Source organism: Acinetobacter sp. 24-47-66 (assembly GCF_056779755.1).
In genome coordinates, this window is record NZ_JBWYIL010000002.1 from 278,400 (window position 1) to 295,112 (window position 16,713).

Annotated in this window: 12 protein-coding genes and 1 other RNA gene; 6 read left to right on the forward strand and 7 right to left on the reverse strand. The window is 39.5% G+C overall.

Features of this window, described 5'->3' with window-relative positions:
* Positions 1–7 precede the first annotated feature (7 nt).
* The 3 genes from AC1M84_RS03630 to ssrA form a co-directional block, all read right to left on the reverse strand.
* Positions 8–1,231 (reverse strand): restriction endonuclease subunit S, encoded by a 1,224-nt coding sequence (locus AC1M84_RS03630; protein ID WP_481593848.1) that lies wholly within the window; start codon positions 1,229–1,231, stop codon positions 8–10.
* Positions 1,231–2,799, reverse strand: coding sequence for a type I restriction-modification system subunit M (locus AC1M84_RS03635; RefSeq protein ID WP_481593847.1), 1,569 nt, complete (start codon positions 2,797–2,799; stop codon positions 1,231–1,233). Before AC1M84_RS03635 ends, AC1M84_RS03630 begins: the two co-directional genes overlap by 1 nt.
* Positions 2,800–3,036: 237 nt before the next feature.
* Positions 3,037–3,397, reverse strand: a transfer-messenger RNA (tmRNA) gene (ssrA, locus tag AC1M84_RS03640).
* A 132-nt stretch (positions 3,398–3,529) separates the two neighbouring features.
* Between ssrA and glpK the strand changes: the two genes are divergently transcribed.
* On the forward strand, positions 3,530–5,014 hold the full coding sequence (gene glpK / locus AC1M84_RS03645; protein WP_481594443.1) for a glycerol kinase GlpK: 1,485 nt from the start codon (positions 3,530–3,532) through the stop codon (positions 5,012–5,014).
* 51 nt (positions 5,015–5,065) lie between these two features.
* Here the strand turns inward: glpK and AC1M84_RS03650 are convergent, their stop codons facing one another.
* Positions 5,066–5,563 carry a thioesterase family protein gene (locus AC1M84_RS03650; RefSeq protein ID WP_035266285.1) on the reverse strand — a complete coding sequence of 166 codons (498 nt, stop codon included), beginning with the start codon at positions 5,561–5,563 and terminating at the stop codon, positions 5,066–5,068.
* Between the two features lie 108 nt (positions 5,564–5,671).
* Between AC1M84_RS03650 and hemB the strand changes: the two genes are divergently transcribed.
* Together hemB and thiO are read left to right on the forward strand one after the other, a co-directional pair.
* Positions 5,672–6,682, forward strand: a complete 1,011-nt coding sequence (gene hemB / locus AC1M84_RS03655) for a porphobilinogen synthase (protein ID WP_481594444.1) — start codon at positions 5,672–5,674, stop codon at positions 6,680–6,682.
* A gap of 200 nt (positions 6,683–6,882) precedes the next feature.
* A complete protein-coding gene (thiO, locus tag AC1M84_RS03660; RefSeq protein WP_481594445.1) occupies positions 6,883–7,989 on the forward strand; it encodes a glycine oxidase ThiO in 1,107 nt (368 codons plus the stop codon).
* On the opposite strand, the gene AC1M84_RS03665 is transcribed toward thiO, so the two are convergent.
* Both AC1M84_RS03665 and AC1M84_RS03670 read right to left on the reverse strand, forming a co-directional pair.
* Entirely contained in the window at positions 7,986–8,897 is a 912-nt protein-coding gene (locus AC1M84_RS03665; protein ID WP_481594446.1) for a TIGR01777 family oxidoreductase, read from the reverse strand. The genes thiO and AC1M84_RS03665 overlap by 4 nt on opposite strands.
* A gap of 64 nt (positions 8,898–8,961) precedes the next feature.
* Positions 8,962–9,414, reverse strand: a complete 453-nt coding sequence (locus AC1M84_RS03670; RefSeq protein WP_481594447.1) for an ABZJ_00895 family protein — start codon at positions 9,412–9,414, stop codon at positions 8,962–8,964.
* A 365-nt stretch (positions 9,415–9,779) separates the two neighbouring features.
* On the opposite strand from AC1M84_RS03670, the gene AC1M84_RS03675 reads away from it, so the two are divergent.
* The 3 genes from AC1M84_RS03675 to AC1M84_RS03685 all read left to right on the forward strand — a co-directional run bounded on the left by AC1M84_RS03675 (position 9,780) and on the right by AC1M84_RS03685 (position 15,865).
* Positions 9,780–10,913 carry a hypothetical protein gene (locus AC1M84_RS03675; protein WP_481594448.1) on the forward strand — a complete coding sequence of 378 codons (1,134 nt, stop codon included), beginning with the start codon at positions 9,780–9,782 and terminating at the stop codon, positions 10,911–10,913.
* A gap of 95 nt (positions 10,914–11,008) precedes the next feature.
* Positions 11,009–12,256 carry an exonuclease SbcCD subunit D gene (locus AC1M84_RS03680; RefSeq protein ID WP_481594449.1) on the forward strand — a complete coding sequence of 416 codons (1,248 nt, stop codon included), beginning with the start codon at positions 11,009–11,011 and terminating at the stop codon, positions 12,254–12,256.
* 9 nt (positions 12,257–12,265) lie between these two features.
* Positions 12,266–15,865, forward strand: a complete 3,600-nt coding sequence (locus tag AC1M84_RS03685; RefSeq protein WP_481594450.1) for an AAA family ATPase — start codon at positions 12,266–12,268, stop codon at positions 15,863–15,865.
* Positions 15,866–15,909: 44 nt separating this feature from the next.
* Here AC1M84_RS03685 and AC1M84_RS03690 read toward each other — a convergent pair whose 3' ends face one another.
* The gene (locus AC1M84_RS03690; protein WP_481594451.1) at positions 15,910–16,707 is read right to left on the reverse strand and encodes a thioesterase family protein; all 798 of its coding nucleotides are present in this window, start codon (positions 16,705–16,707) and stop codon (positions 15,910–15,912) included.
* Positions 16,708–16,713 lie beyond the last annotated feature (6 nt).

Here is a 16,713-nt window from a genome sequence, read left to right on the forward strand (position 1 = left end):
GATCCCTCTACACAAACATCTGCTGTAACAAGCCTTTCTTCCACTGTTTGGCTTGTTCAATTTGCTGTGCCACCACTTCAATTTTTTGGTCGATGCCAGAGAGGAAATTAGCGATTTTGGTTTGTTCTTCTAGACAAGGATAAAGAACAGGCATATCAAAAAAGTCTTTATTTGTAATGTTCATTCGGTCATGTCTTGCACCTGAATTAGCTACACTTTTGACATAATCGTGCCAAAAGTTGCTTTCAAAAAAGTATTCTAGAAATTGAAGATTACCTTCGCTAATTGTGAAAACTGTATACAAAGGTGACATTACACCTAAACATTTTTTATTACGTTTTACAGGTCCAACTGGTGCATGAACAGAAATACGTGGGTTATAAACAAAATCATCTAGGTTCACGATGAAATAACCATTCAAATTTGATTCAGTAACGATCTCTCGCTCGAAATAATCACTTTGTTTAATAATACCTTGAGTAGCAGAATTGGTTAAAACCTCTGTAATATTTCCATCTTTATTCTTACCTGATTGCTTAGATGCAATTTCATTTAATGGCTTATCTTCCCACTCCCCAAACTCACTCCCATCATCCGCTTTAAAACGAATCTGCTGACTAAACAGCTTTTGCATCATACCCTGTTTATATTGACTCAGCAGTTCGTGTTTTTGGGTCAGTTGACTAATCTTTTCATCCACTGCAGAAAGGAAAGAAGCGATTTTGGTTTGTTCTTGTTTAGATGGGTAATTGAAGGGAGTTGCCTTTGCCTGCTCAATCGTAAAATGAGAAATTGTCCCTGTATGGGAAATGCTCTTTAAATACTCTCTAAATTTAGGACTTACAAGAAAATTATAAAGAAATGATCCTTTAATAATTCCTGATGACTTTAACCAAAGTAAATCAGCATCTTTAAAGTATAGAGGTTCATTATTAGGTACTAGATATGGAATACCAATTGTTCCACCACCTGTGACTAACAAATCATCCTTTTGAATTTTTCCTGACTTTTTAGCAAGTTCTTCAAATAGCTCTAGAGAAATAAATGCTTTTTCATTTTCTTTACCCTTAAAAAAGGAAACAACATCACTTGTTCTATAAAAAGGAACACCTGACTCTTGCCATTGATCCTTAAAAACACGGGAAGCCGATGAAATCCCTATCAATTCACCTAATAGTGAACTTTTCCAATCCCCATTAAACTCTTTAAACCGTAATTTAGGCGTAGCCATTACTTCACCTCCGCAAATGGTGAATCAATGCCTAACTCTTTACAGAATCCTGCAATCACCGCATCAGTTTTTTGGCTTTCGACTTCTAAAGCTTGAAGCTGTTTCGCAATCGCATCTAAATCAATCTCAGCTTCCGCTTCAAAGGTATCCACATAACGTGGAATGTTTAAATTAAAGTCGTTGTCTTTCACTTCCTGTAAAGTGGCAACTTTGGCATATTTCTCAATATTCTGACGGTTTTCAAACGCAGCAATAATATTGTCTAAATGCTCAGACAATAACTTGTTCTGGGTCTTTTGCTTTTCAAACTCATTGCTGGCATCAATAAACAGAATATTGTCTTTATGCTCACGGTCTTTTTTCAGCACCAAAATACAGGTCGGAATAGAAGTACCATAGAAAATATTGGCAGGTAGACCAATGATGGTATCAATCACATTCATCTGCTCAATCAAGTACTGACGAATCACACCTTCACTTGAACCACGGAATAAAACGCCGTGGGGTAAGACGACTGCCATCGTACCGTTTTCATCTAAGTGATGAAGCATGTGCTGAACAAATGCCATATCCGCTTTTGAACTTGGTGCAAGCTTGCCGTAACTGCTAAAACGCTCATCTTGTAAAAATAGCGGATCGGCTGACCACTTTGCAGAAAATGGCGGATTCGCTACTACGGCGTCAAAACGTTTATCCAGATGCTGAGGACGGATTAAAGTATCTTCTTGCTTAATGTCAAACTTGGCAAAATGCACATCATGCAGAATCATGTTCATACGTGCCAAGTTGTAAGTGGTACGGTTCATCTCTTGACCGTAAATCATGTCTACATCTTTCACTTCACGCTTCACACGTAAAAGCAGTGAACCTGAACCACAAGTCGGGTCATAGACTGAACGTAAACGCTCTTTACCTTGTGTCACGATCTTGGCAAGCAAGGTCGAAACCGATTGCGGTGTATAGAACTCACCTGCTTTCTTGCCTGCACCAGACGCAAACTCACCAATCAGGTATTCATAGGCATCACCCAATACATCGGCTTCAGTATTGGAAATATCAAAATCAATATCATCTAAATGACTAAGGACTTTTGCCACTAACTCATTACGATCACTCGCCGTATTCCCCAACTTACTTGAGTTGAGATCCATATCTTCAAACAGGTTGGCAAAGTCATCTGCTGAGTCTGAGCCTAAAGTGCTTTGTTCAATAGCTTTTAAAGTGGCTGTGAGATCATCCAGAATAAACTCACCCTGACGACCACGTTCAGCTAGTGTATGGAACAATTGCTTTGGTGTGAGTGCATAACCGACTTCGCTAATGGCATTCTTTTTAATAACTTCGATATACGGTACATGCTCGGCATTATTTTCATCTAGCTCTAAAAAACTAATGTCTTCGCCGTCGAGTAGTTCATTGGCAAAGTTGACTGATTTTTCAGATAAGTATTTAAAGAAGATAAAACCCAAGATGTAATCACGGAACTCATCCGCTCCCATTTTCCCACGTAAGGTATTTGCGATGTTCCAGAGTTGTTTTTGCAGTTGTTGGAGTTGCACTTGGGTCATGTTTAAAATCAACCAAAATTCATTATTTTAGAATGGCATCACTTTGCCATAATTAAGAACTTATATTAAGGCTTATTTTTTAGACACCGCCTTCACTGGCACAAAAAATCATCAAATCACCAAGACTGATATATATACAAAATGAACTTTTGGGTAATTATAGCTCTTATAATGTGGCGCTAAATGTGGCAAATAAAAAAGCCACTTTAAAAAGTGGCTGATTTATAACAAGAATTTTGGTGGAGATGGCGGGAGTCGAACCCGCGTCCGCAAGCACTACACTCGAGATTACTACATGCTTAGATATCGTCTATTGCTTTAACCCTCAAAGACCCGACGAACAGGGTTAAGAGAGCGATCCTTTAAGTTTAGTACAACACCCCAAGGCTTGATGTTATACGGACTTGTGTGCGTGCGCTTCAGTCGGGATCTCTAACCACAAGTATTCAGAGATGCGGACAAGCTGCCCTTAAGCAGCTAGAGCGTAAGATTCGTCGTTTGCGACTATTTAAAATGCAAATTTTATTTACGAGAGAAAATGCGCTCTCGGCATGCATCTATGAGTTTCATCACCAGCGTCGAAGCCAGGAACATCCCCAAAGTACAACGCAATCATAGCATAAAAGTTTGAAAATACGACCTCAAATTTCACAACAATTACACATACACATGCGCTTATTTCAATAATTGAGATAAAATCCCTTTTTTCAAGTTCAAAATTGCATATTTTATGAGTTATTTACTTGCACTGGATCAAGGGACGACGTCAAGTCGTGCGATCATTTTTGATGAACATGGAAACGTTCATGCAACAGCTCAAAGAGAAACTAAAATACGAACACCACAGTCAGGCTGGGTAGAGCAAAATGCACAAGAAATTTGGAGTTCACAAATCGCAGTAGTGCAGCAAGCAATTGCTGATGCGCGATTACTGCCTAAAGATATCAAAGCTTTAGGCCTAACCAATCAACGCGAAACGACAGTGATTTGGGATAAAAAAACTGGTGAACCTCTAGCCCCTGCGATTATTTGGCAAGATCGCAGAGCAAGTGATTGGTGTAATTCCCTCATTCAACAAGACTTACAAAACAAGATAAATTACACCACAGGACTCCGCATTGATCCTTATTTCAGTGCTGGAAAATTAGTGTGGTTACTTGAAAATATTGATGGTTTAAGAGCTCGTGCGGAACAAGGCGAAGTGGCTTTTGGAACCATTGATAGCTGGTTAGTTTGGAATCTCACTCAAGGTGCTGAACACGTGATTGAAGTCTCGAATGCTTCAAGAACCATGTTAATGAATTTGCATACCCAGCAATGGGATGACGAATTACTCGCACTATTTAATATCCCAAAAGCAATACTACCCAAAATCGTGGCTTCTGATTGCTATATTTCCAATACAGCCAAAGGTCTCTTAGGTGCAGAAATTCCAATTACAGGGATTCTAGGTGATCAACAATCAGCGTTATTTGGTCAATCATGTTTTGACGTAGGCTCAGCTAAAAACACCTATGGTACTGGCTGCTTTATGTTATTCAATACAGGTGATCAAATTCAACTGAGTCAAAATCAACTCCTCTCCACTTTAGCTTGGCAATGCAAAGAACACACCTCGTATGCGCTTGAAGGTAGTGTTTTTATGGCTGGTGCAATTGTACAATGGTTACGTGATGGACTTGGAATTATTCAAAGTAGCCAAGAAGTTGAACAATTGGCGTGTCAAGTTAACAGTACCGATGGTGTCATACTAGTTCCTGCCTTTACAGGCTTAGGAGCACCTCATTGGGATACGGATGCCCGCGCATTATTATGCGGTATGTCTAGAGGGACAAATAAAGCACATATTGCGCGAGCAGCTCTCGAATCAATCGCATTTCAAGTCGCTGACGTTTTGAATGCCATGCAATCTGATATTCGAAACCCTTTAAAAGAATTGCGTGTAGATGGTGGTGCGAGTCAAAATGATATGCTAATGCAGTTTCAAGCCGACTTACTGAATGTTCCTGTGTTAAGACCGCAACTTTTGGAGTCAACGGCTTGGGGGGCTGCGGCAATGGCAGGTTTAACTGCAGGTGTATTTAAAGATCCATCTGATATTGCGGCATCATGGAAATTGGAAAGAGCTTTTGAGCCAAAAATGTCTGAAGATCAACGTCAATTCCATTTACATCAATGGAATAGTGCTTTAAAACGTTCAAGATCAGATATTTAGTATAAAAAACCGCCTACAAGGGCGGTTTTTTATAAGAGATACATAGATTTTTCAATATGCGTATGAAGCAATACCTGTTGCAATTGCTTTACCTTCATCATTCACCATATTCATGCGCATCGTACAACCTTTGCGACCCATGCGTAGGACTTCAGCAGTGGCAATAAAATACTTTCCGCGCCCTGGTGATAAATAATCCACTCGCATATCCACTGTTGCTAAACGTGAAACTTTCTTTAAAGTTTCAGGCAACATATCAGGCTCTGCACGCTTGTAAAGCTCGCCCATTGCAACAATCCCGCCAATACTATCAAGTAATGTTGCCGCTACACCGCCATGCAAAATTTGGAAAGAAATATTACCAATGAGATTAGGTTTCATCTCAATATAGCCTTGGATTTCACCTTCTACGACACGCATTTGCATTTCGTTATAAGCGAAATAAGGAGAGGTATTAAATACTTGAGTGAGTTGATTTAATACCACTTCAAGATCAGGTTTAGCACCTAAATGGAGGTTACCCATCCATTTTTTTTGGGAATCGTTCATACAAAACTCAAATTAACATCATGAGAAAAAACCATCAGCATTTTCCCAAAAACCGCCTTAAGGGGGCTACAATTAGACCCAAGTAAAATACCAAACATCGAGATTGTGATGACTTATACGTTTAATCGCCCTGCTTTTCCTGCAACACGCATGCGCCGTATTCGAAAAAATGACAAACTCAGAGCGATGGTGAGAGAAACACATCTTTCTGCTGAACATCTCATTTATCCGGTATTTGTTCTACCAGGTCAAAATCAAACCCAAGAAATACCTAGTATGCCAAATATTCACCGTCTTTCAGCTGATTTGTTGTTAAACAAAGCTGAAAAACTTTTAGAATTAGGTGTATCTAAATTAGCTTTATTCCCAGTTACCCCACAAGAAGACAAAAGTTTAACTGCTGAAGCAGCATGGAAAGATGATGGTTTAGTTCAAAGCACTGTCCGTCTTCTAAAAAAAGAATTACCAGAAATGGTACTCATCACTGATGGCGCTTTAGACCCTTATACAACACATGGTCAGGATGGCATCATCGATGAAACAGGTTATGTCCTGAATGATGAAACTGTTGAGTGTCTGATTAAACAAGGTTTAAGCCATGCAGAAGCAGGAGCCGATGTTTTCGCACCGAGTGATATGATGGATGGTCGTATTGCTGCGATTCGTCAAGCATTTGAAGCAAATGGTCATATTTATACCAATATCATGGCTTATTCTGCCAAATATGCATCAAGCTTCTATGGTCCTTTCCGTGATGCAGTGGGTTCAGCATCTAATTTAAAAGGTGGTAATAAGTATAACTACCAAATGGATGTAGGAAACCGAGCTGAAGCTCTTCACGAAATTGCACTAGATATTCAAGAAGGTGCAGACATGGTGATCGTAAAACCAGGGATGCCATATCTAGATATTGTACGTGAAGTTAAAGACACATTTGGCATTCCAACATTTGTTTATCAAGTGAGTGGTGAATATGCCATGTTGGCAGCAGCAATCCAAAACGGCTGGCTTTCTGAAAGTGTGATTTTAGAATCACTGATGAGCTGTCGTCGTTCTGGTGCAGATGGAATTTGGACCTATTTTGCTGAAGATGCTGCAAAAATGCTTAAAGATCTGTAATACACTATTGAATCAAAAGCGCTTTTCCATAAAGCGCTTTTTTTCTACTAAAATCATTATCATTGTATTCGAGACCTAACTTTTAACTCACTCATTTAACATCTTACATCTCATCGATCTCTTTACATCATTGAGATTATTTGCACGATTAGAGCTTGAATATGGTCTAATACACCCCGTCATTTTGAAGGTGGATAAAAATGCACGTTGCCATCATTGGATGTGGAATTAGCGGCTTACTAACAGCGCTTGAATTACTCGAACAAGGTTGTGAAATTACCCTCATTGATCAAAAACAAGCAGCTAAAGCTGCATCTTGGGCAGGTGGTGGTATTTTGTCACCTATGTATCCTTGGCGTTATCCCAAAGCAGTCAATCAATTGGCACAACATGGTAAATCGTTATATCAATCTTGGAATCAAAAAATTCAACCATGGAGTGGCATTGATTTCGAAATTCACGATTCAGGTATGTTAATTTTTGATGAAGATGATTTTGAGATTGGACTCAGTTATAAGGCGCAATATAACGAGCCGATGCAGCATTGCAATTTACTCGACGAGACTCAATTAAGAAATCTGAATCCACGAGTTTCTAATACTTTCAAGCAGGCTTTGCATTTTCCACAATTGTCTAATGTTCGTAATCCTCGTCTTTTAAAGTCTATTCTGACTTATCTTAAATCACATTCAAAAGTAAAGATTATCGAGCATAAGTGGGTAGAAAAATTACTGATTCAAAATCAGCAAGTGCAATCCATTGTTCTGCATGATCAACATCAAATTAAAGCTGATCAGTATGTTATCGCTACTGGAGCTTGGTCGGCACATTGGGCATCACAACTCGATTTCAATATCCCTGTTCAACCTGTTCAGGGGCAGATGATCCTATTCAAAACCCCTGAAAACTGGCTACCCACGATGTGTATGTACAAGGTCATGTATATGATTCCACGTCGAGATGGCCATATCGTCTGTGGTTCCAGTATGGCAGAATTAGGTTTTGAACATCGCCCAAATTTGAAAACACAACAATCCATTTACCAAGCATGCATTCAACTCATACCTGAACTTAAAAATTTCCCGATTGTGCAACAATGGGCAGGCTTGAGACCTAGCTCACCTGATGGAATTCCATATATCGGTTTAATGCCTGAAATGAAAAACTTATGGGCGAATTTTGGTCATTTTAGAAATGGTTTATGCATGGGCCCAGCTGCAGCGCAGTTACTACGACAACTCATGCTGAATCAGACCACCCTCGTTGATCCTAGCCCCTATGACCCATCTTTGAAGTTTCAAGTTTAATGTGATGGAAGTAGTTGCTCCAACGCCATTTTGAGTTCTGGATATTGAAATGTATAACCTGCTTGAATAAGTGCTTCTGGTATAACGTATTGTCCATTTAAAACCAATTGAGACTGCTCACCTAACATGATTTTAAACAATGAATCAGGCAGACTTAAAAGCGGTTTCTTGTTTAAAATTTTTGCTGCGGTGCGAACAAAATACACCTGATTCGTTTGTTCAGGAGCAACGAAATTAAAAATTTCGTTTGGAGTGTCATTCAACATCAGAAATTCAATCGCCTGAATCACGTCCTGAATATGAATCCATGCTAAGGGCTGCTGACCTGAACCAATTTTACCTACCAGATTAAATCGAATCGGTAAGAGTAATTGTTGTAAAATTCCTCCGCCATGCCCAAACACCACGCCTAAACGAATGACCTTAATATCAAACTGATTTTTGTGTTGGAGAGCCGACCTCTCCCACTCTTGGCAAAGTTCGGACATAAAGATCGGTTGAGATGATCCCTGCTCATTGTTTTTTTCTGACCATACTTGATCAGGATCAATACCATAATATCCTACAGCAGAACCAGAAATAATTCGCTTGGGATGTTGCTGATGGGTCAGCAGATAATGTAATAATGCATCGGTCGTATTCACTCGGCTGTCGATGAGTTTTTGTTTTCGCCTTTGCGTCCAGCGACCATCACCAATACTTTCACCCGCTAAGTTAATAACATAGTCAATTTGAGCGTGTTGGATATCATCGAAAGATTGAACCCATGTCAAACGTGGATGCTTCATTTTTGGATTGGACTGTCGGCTTAAACCAATCACTTGATAATCTTGATCTAGCCGATATGCAACCAAATAAGATCCAATAAAACCTGTTGCACCAGTAACCAAAACGCAAGGATGATACATAGAAGTACTCTTATGATCTGATCACTCTATCGTGGTGAAAGATGCCTTTGAGCTCAATTCATGATTACTTATTTACCACCAATTTATTCGCCATGCGCTTCGCTTGTGGACCATAAAACCAAAAGGTAATTAAATATAATGGTATCGCCAGCATCAAAATCATAATTGCACTGAGACTTAAGAAACTGGAATTTTGGATATAGAGTAAAAAGTTCTGCCAAATTTCAGGGTCTTTTCTCGAGAAAAATAAAATACTTAAAAAAACACCAAGAAAGTTATAGCCCCAAAAAATCAAGGTAAAGCCTAATGTGAATTTCTTACGTTCTTGATCCGAAGGTGCCCGTTGTTGTTGATGAATAAATTTATATAAAACAACAATCATCGCTATTAAATATGGAAGTGCAGTGACTATTCCTGCAATTGCCGAAGGCAATAACGCTGCCAAAATACCTGCAACCAGCGTTAATCCTAAACAAAGTAAAAAGAACCATAAAAAATATTTTCTTAAAGAAACCATAACTCTCAGACGCGATAAAATCCTGTCTCAAAGCATAACCGAAAATAAATCAAATATTTTTAATTTTCTTGTCAACCGAATCACAACCTTATGCGTTATATAGGGTACAAGGTCAGTAGCAACCGCGTAGTCATTGCACCGGCATCCGCAATGATACACGGTGACCTTATACCCCAATGAGACCTATAAATCATGCTTCTTGCAGAAAAATTTAGTTTAGCAGCCTAAATTTGAATGACTGAAGTATTTTGGCCGACGATTTCACATCACTCGAATCGTCGGCTTTATTTTTGAACTTAATAAATTTTCTAAATATACTTTTATCCATAAAGATGAGATAACAATCAGAATAAATCCTAGCCCCAATGTATAAAGAAAAAATTAAACATAAAATTAGTCTAAAAAAACGTCTAAATTTTAAATCAGACTTTTGGGATGTATTGAATTATCCATTCACTCGCTTTCTTATCAGTATCGTATTAGTTTGCTATTGCTTTGTTTTTATTAAAGCATTTATTAATCATCAATTTCACATACCGCTTACAATCATCAGTTTACTCTGTGGTGTTTTTTATCAAAGTTATCAAATCATTAGAAACAAAGAAAAAATCTTAATTTATTCAATTTTAAGCCTATTTTTGAGTGCACTTTCATTTATTTCTATACAGAGTAATAGCTCGAATCCATTAATAATTTGGGTCTATTTCTATCTTGGTGCTTACTTAATAGTTTTTTCTCTAGAGCATCATCAGAGTTTAACCACACCTTTTGGTGAAGGAATTAGTTTTTTATTCGCATTTGGAGTTTGCTATTGGTTTTTCGAAAAACAGATGCTTGGTGTTGATACAGTATTATCGACATTCATCACAATAATCTTGTTAATATTTTTACTCTATTCGATTTTACATGCCTTTTTTGAAATTAAGCATCATCATTTAAGCCGTTTTCTACTGAGTTTCTTTACTTGTTGTTCAATTTTAATTTTGTCTATTGATCAAATTATAGAACTTTATTCACAGGGCGATATTACATCTGAGCATCGTTGGGTTGAGCGTTTAATTTTATTATTTCGATATTTTTTACTCGGTTTATCGTCTTTATATCTTTTTCAAAACTTAATGCTGCTTCTCAGCTATTTTCCCAATAAATACACGCGTTCTTATTTTTCAGATGTCAAACAAAATACGCTGATCCATATCAAACGTTTTTCAGAAGATCAAATTTCTAAAACAGAAGCTTGGTTTGCACTCATTTTTACGGTTTCAGTCTATTCTTTAAATTATATCTATCAAATAATTCCCATCAATATGAGTATTTGGCTAAGCATTCTATTGGTACCCTTAGTCATCCAATCTTTTTTTCATCATAAAGTAGATCAATCGTTAACAGCAGCTAAACTGCATGCATCCTCTTCTCATAAGCAAATCTCGATCAACTCGAGAATCAAAAATAGAAAAAAGAGAAAAAGACGAAAAAAGAGTAAATCGAATAAAAAATAGCGATTAAAAGCTGTCTTATAGAGATGTTAAAAATTTCGATGTTTTAAAGTCCGATATTGGATAAGATGACAATTGAGATGTTTTGGGGTTCGGTAATGGCAGTGCGTTTTTTTCATACTTCAGATTGGCATTTGGGGCAATTTTTTCACAATCATGATCGTGACTATGAACACACACAATTTTTAAATTGGCTACTTGCGCAAATTCAACAAAAACAACCGAATGCCCTGCTGATTGCCGGTGATATTTTTGATGTGGTCAATCCTGCATCATCTGCTCAAAAACAGTTATACCAGTTTCTCACCGATGCCCATGCCATTGCCCCGCATATGCAAACCTTAATGATCGCAGGTAATCATGATTCCGGTTACCGCATTGAACAGGTTGAACCTTTTCTAGCGAAATTCAATGCCAAAGCGGTCGGTATTATTGGCAAACAGGATGGTGAATTTGATCTCGATCGTTTGTTGGTACCTATTTATGATGCTGATAAAAATATCGTTGCTTGGTGCTTAACCCTGCCTTATTTACGCAGTGCCGAAATTACAGGCTTAAATGAAAATACCACCAACAGCCAAAATGCGATTGCCTATTTACACCAACAACTTATTGCGGAAGCTAAAGCGCGTAAACAACCCAATCAAGCCTTAATTTTGATGTCACATGCCCATATGCAAGGCGGTGAAACCTCAGATTCCGAACGTCCAATTGTGATTGGTAACGAAGAGGCTTTATCCACTGCATTATTTGATGATGTGATTGATTATGTAGCACTCGGTCATTTGCATAAACCGCAAAAAGTTGGACAGGAACATATTCGCTACAGTGGCTCACCTATTCCACTGTCTTTTAGTGAACGCAACTATAAACATCAAGTGGTTGAAGTCACCATTGACCCCGAAGCTGATGAACAAAATCATTTTCAATATCAAGCGCACATTATTCCACGTACCGTGGATTTGATTCGAATTCGTGAACCCTTGTCTGAATTAATCACTACGGTACATGCCCTGCCAAAAGGCGAAATTGACAATCTCAATGCACGTCATTTTCTAGAAATTGAATATACGACAGATGCCCCACCGCCTGTAGACTTACGTCAGCAGATTGAACTGGCACTGCCACCAAATCGTTATCGTTTACTGCGTATTGCTCGAATTTATCAAAAACAAACTGAGCAAAATGATACCTGTCACAAAGTTGATTTAGCGCCCCCCACCCCTGAAAAATTATTTTTAAGCCTTTGGGAAAAAATGGGCTATGAGCAGGATGAATCGGTGAAGCGTGATTTCTTAACTTTGCTTGAAGCGGCACAACACGATTTGGATCAACAAGCGCACTAAGGACAGGCCATGAAAATTATTCGACTCAGTTTAAACAACTTGGCCTCTTTAGCCGGTGAACAACACATCCATTTTGAAGATAGCCCATTGGCGCAGGCAGGTCTGATTGCCATTACCGGTAAAACGGGTGCAGGAAAGTCGACAATTCTCGATGCTATGTGTTTAGCGCTCTATGATGAAATCCCACGTTTACGGGGCGCTGCCGGCAGTATCAAAGATGTGGGTGGCAAAGACATTTCAATTAAAGATTCCAAGAATATTTTACGTCGCGGCACCACCTCAGGCTTTTGTGAACTGGAATTTATTGCGCTTGATCAAAAACGCTATTTGGCGCGTTGGGACATTAGCCGCGCGCGTAAAAAAGTTGATGGCAATTTAAAAGTCGAGCGCTTTGTTCAATGTTTAGATGATGGCACGACCTTAACGCAAAAAATCTCGGAAGTGACGCCACTGATTGAAAAACTAATTGGGCTGAGTTTCGAGCAATTTACCCGTGCAGTCCTGTTAGCACAGTCTGAAGTGGGGGCATTTTTAAAAGCCAAAGACCATGAACGTGCAGACTTACTCGAATATTTAACCAATTCGCAAATTTTTAGTGAGGTTAGTAAGAAAGCCGCAGAAAAATTTAGTGAAATCAAACAGCAACGTACTGATTTAGAAAAGCAACTCGGTCATATTGATATTCTGAGTGAAGAGCAACTTGCAGCCTTAAATCAGCAGCATCAGCGGCTAAAACAACAACTCGTGCATTTGGCACAATCAGAAAAGCTGCTTGAAAATGAACGTAAATGGTATCTTGAGCGTGATCAATTGTATGCTGAAGTCCATGGCAAAAAAGAGATTTATGAGGTTCAGCTTGATGCCGTAAATAAATCCGCAGCACAACAACAATTGCTACAACAGCTTGATGCATTTCAAGCCATTCGTGAGCAATATGTACAGCGTGCACGTCTAGAACCTCAAAAACTTGAGGTGCAACAAAAACAACTCGCCTTTCAAGCTGAGTTTGTCGCTTTACAACAACAAGCTACTACTGAGCAACAGCGCTTAAAAGCCTATGAACATGCCCAAGCGCAATTTGAGCAGCAACGTTTGGATATTAAGCCTCATCTTGAAAAAGGCTTAAAGTTGGATCATGACATTCACAGTATTTCTGAACAGTATAAAAAACTCAGTACAGATAAAGATCAGCTTGTTCTCAATGAATTAGAACCGTCAAAACATGCTGTGGAACAACAACAGACCAGCGTATTGGCTTGGCAAAACAAACAGCAACAAATCAACTTTGAGTTAACCCAAAGCCAATTTTTACAAGGCTTTGATCAAGAGCCACAAAGTGCTTTGCAAGTGCTACAACACTATGTCGAGCAATATGAATTGCTTCATCAACAAGATCCAGAACTATTACAACAATCCTTCGCAACTTTAGAACAGCAACAGCAAACCATTGTACAACGTCTGCAAAGCTATGTGGCTCAACATGAAAGTCTTGACGCTTTGACACAATCGCTAAAAAACATCCAACAACAGCGTGAACATCAGCAAAGTACGGTATTACGACTGCAACATCAACAGCAGCAGCTTGATCAAGTCATTACCCATATCAGCGAAACACACGACCTGACAGGCTCAATCGCTGAACAACAAAAGCAACTGCAGATTATTCAACAGACCCTTGAAAAACGCTTGAGCGAAAAAGCCACACAAGAAGCTGCTTATACTCAACTACAAAGCATCTTGGAGGCACAGCGTCTATTACATAGCGAAAACGTGCAGCAGTTACGTGAACAGCTAAAAGCCAATCAACCGTGTATGGTCTGTGGTAGCCATGAACATCCGTTTTTAGACCATCATCAACGCTTAGAACAAGGTTTATTGCAACTACACGAGCACCAATTGCAAGAGGCTCGTCAACAATTGGAACAGGTCAATCGTGAGGTACAGCAAGCACAGATTGAGCAATCCAAAGTACAGACCTTACTTGAACAGCAACAACAGCGTATGGAACAGCTCACGCAATTCACTCAGCAACAGCTCGAGCATATTCAAGCAGCATTACAACATCTGGGTTTAAATCTCGACACGGCAGACCCGATTCAGTTGCAGCAGCGCATAATGCAGCAGATCCAAACACTGCAATCGCACATTGAACAACAACAGGTGCAAGAACAAGAACTTAGTAAATTGCTTGAGCAATGGCGTAAAGATCAGCAGCAACAACAGCAATTACTATTGAATATTCAACGTCGTGTACAGCTTGAACAAGGTATTCAACCTATTGTGCAGTTACTGCCTGCTCGCTATCAGCAAGACACACCAATACATTGGGTTGCCGAATTGCAACAGCAGCTGCAGCAGCGTGTTGCATTGCTCACGACGCAAAAACAAGTAGAGACATCACTGCTGCAAGCACTGCAAGAACTTGAAAAAATGACGCTACGCTTTGAAGCAGCACAAAAACACGAACAACGCCTGACACAACAGATTGAACAACTGATTGAGCAAGGCAAAATGTTACGCTCGAAACTTGCGGAACTGACCCAAGACTATGCCGGTCAAAGCTACCGTTATGCTGCGGATTGGCAAAAACATTTAGAGGAAACTGCTGTCACTCATGCCAATGAAGTTCATGCACAACGCAATAAAACTGCACATGCTGAACAACAGCTGAATGCAGCCAATTTACAACAGCAGCAGTTGCTCAGTGATTTACATCATATTGAACAGGCATTACAGCAAGTACAACAGGCTATTCAGCAATGGCAACTGAGCCATCCGACCGTGACCACAGATCAAATCACGACATGGTTAAGCATTGATTTAGCCCAACATCAACAAATACGCCATGAGTTAAATACGCAGCGACAACTTTTAGAGAATGCCAAAACCGCTTGGCAAGTTTTAGAAGAACGTTATCAAGCCCATTTAAAACATCAGCCTGAACATGATCTCAGCATGCTCGAGCAGCAACTTGCGAACTTGCAAACGGAAAAGCTCGCTCAACAAGAAGCATTCACTGATACAGAAACTCAGTTACGTATGAATGCTGCCAATCAAGCCAACTATGCTAAGTATCAAGGCCAAATAGAACAAATCAAGGCGGAAGAATATCGTTGGGGACGTATCTACGATTTGATTGGGCATAAGGAAGGCACCAAGTTTAAAAAGATTGCTCAAGAACACCATTTAGATATTTTGGTGGAATATGCCAATCAGCAATTACAGCCACTTGCGCCACGCTATCAGTTGCATCGTATTCCTGACAGTTTAAGTTTGGCCATTATTGACCTAGATATGAACAGCGAAGTTCGACCTGTCTTGTCCTTATCAGGTGGTGAAACTTTCTTAGTGTCTTTAGCCCTTGCTTTAGCGATTGCTAACATGGCATCAGGTTCAATGAAACTTGAATCACTGTTTATTGATGAAGGCTTTGGTACGCTCGACCCGGCATCCTTACATATGGTCATGAATGCCCTCGATCATTTACAAAGCCAAGGTCGTAAGGTCGTGCTCATCTCTCATGTACAAGAAATGCATGAACGTATTCCTGTACAGATTCAAGTCAAACCTGTAGGTGCAGGTGCGAGTACCATTAATATTGTCGGTTAATGGTTAATGATAATAAGTTGAAGCCGTCAAATGACGGCTTTAATCTAAGCCAGTTTTCTTAAAGTTAAAATTTGCTCAGCTCGTCCAAAAGGTCCGTTCAGATCATGAAGAATAGATGAAGTTAACCCGATACCGTCATCACCATATTGTTGCACTGTTTCCAGACCTAGCCACTTACCTATTGGCATACGATAGAGATGTATCTGTAAATCTAAATTTGGGAAAGTATAGTTAAACGGCCAACCTTGTCGTGTGACAATTCCATTCGCTGTATCGACCATTCCCATCAACTTCACAAAGTCTGAATGTATTTGTCCTTCAACCATATCATAAGGATTGGTTAGCCATACAATGCCCTTACCTGCCCGTCGATCTAAACGGCGTGCCTCAAGTGATTGAATATAGCCTCCAGGCCAATTTCTAATTTCTTCCCATAAGATCCCCTCGTCAGGATCAGCAACTTTTTGATCTTCTAATCCTGCGACTGCCTGAGTATCACTCATCATCATTCGCCAAGTACGTGCCTGAATGCAGCTTTTACCATGTGCAGACATGGTCGACTCGATCAACTCAATGGTTTTTCCAGGTCGAATAATTCGAGTTTCAATTTGAAACTCCCCAGCGGGTATCAGGCCCAAAATATCCAAACTTATACGTCCAATCCTTAGGTCAGACCGAGCTGAGAAGTGATCCAACTCTGCACAAATAATCCCTGTTGCGGGCGCCATATGCTGTTCGTGCGTATTCCATGCACCTTGAGCATGTATGGTCGACTTATACGTAGCCACTACTGATCCATCATCACACACTTTTCGTTCTAAAAGCTGATAATACGAACTCATCTAATC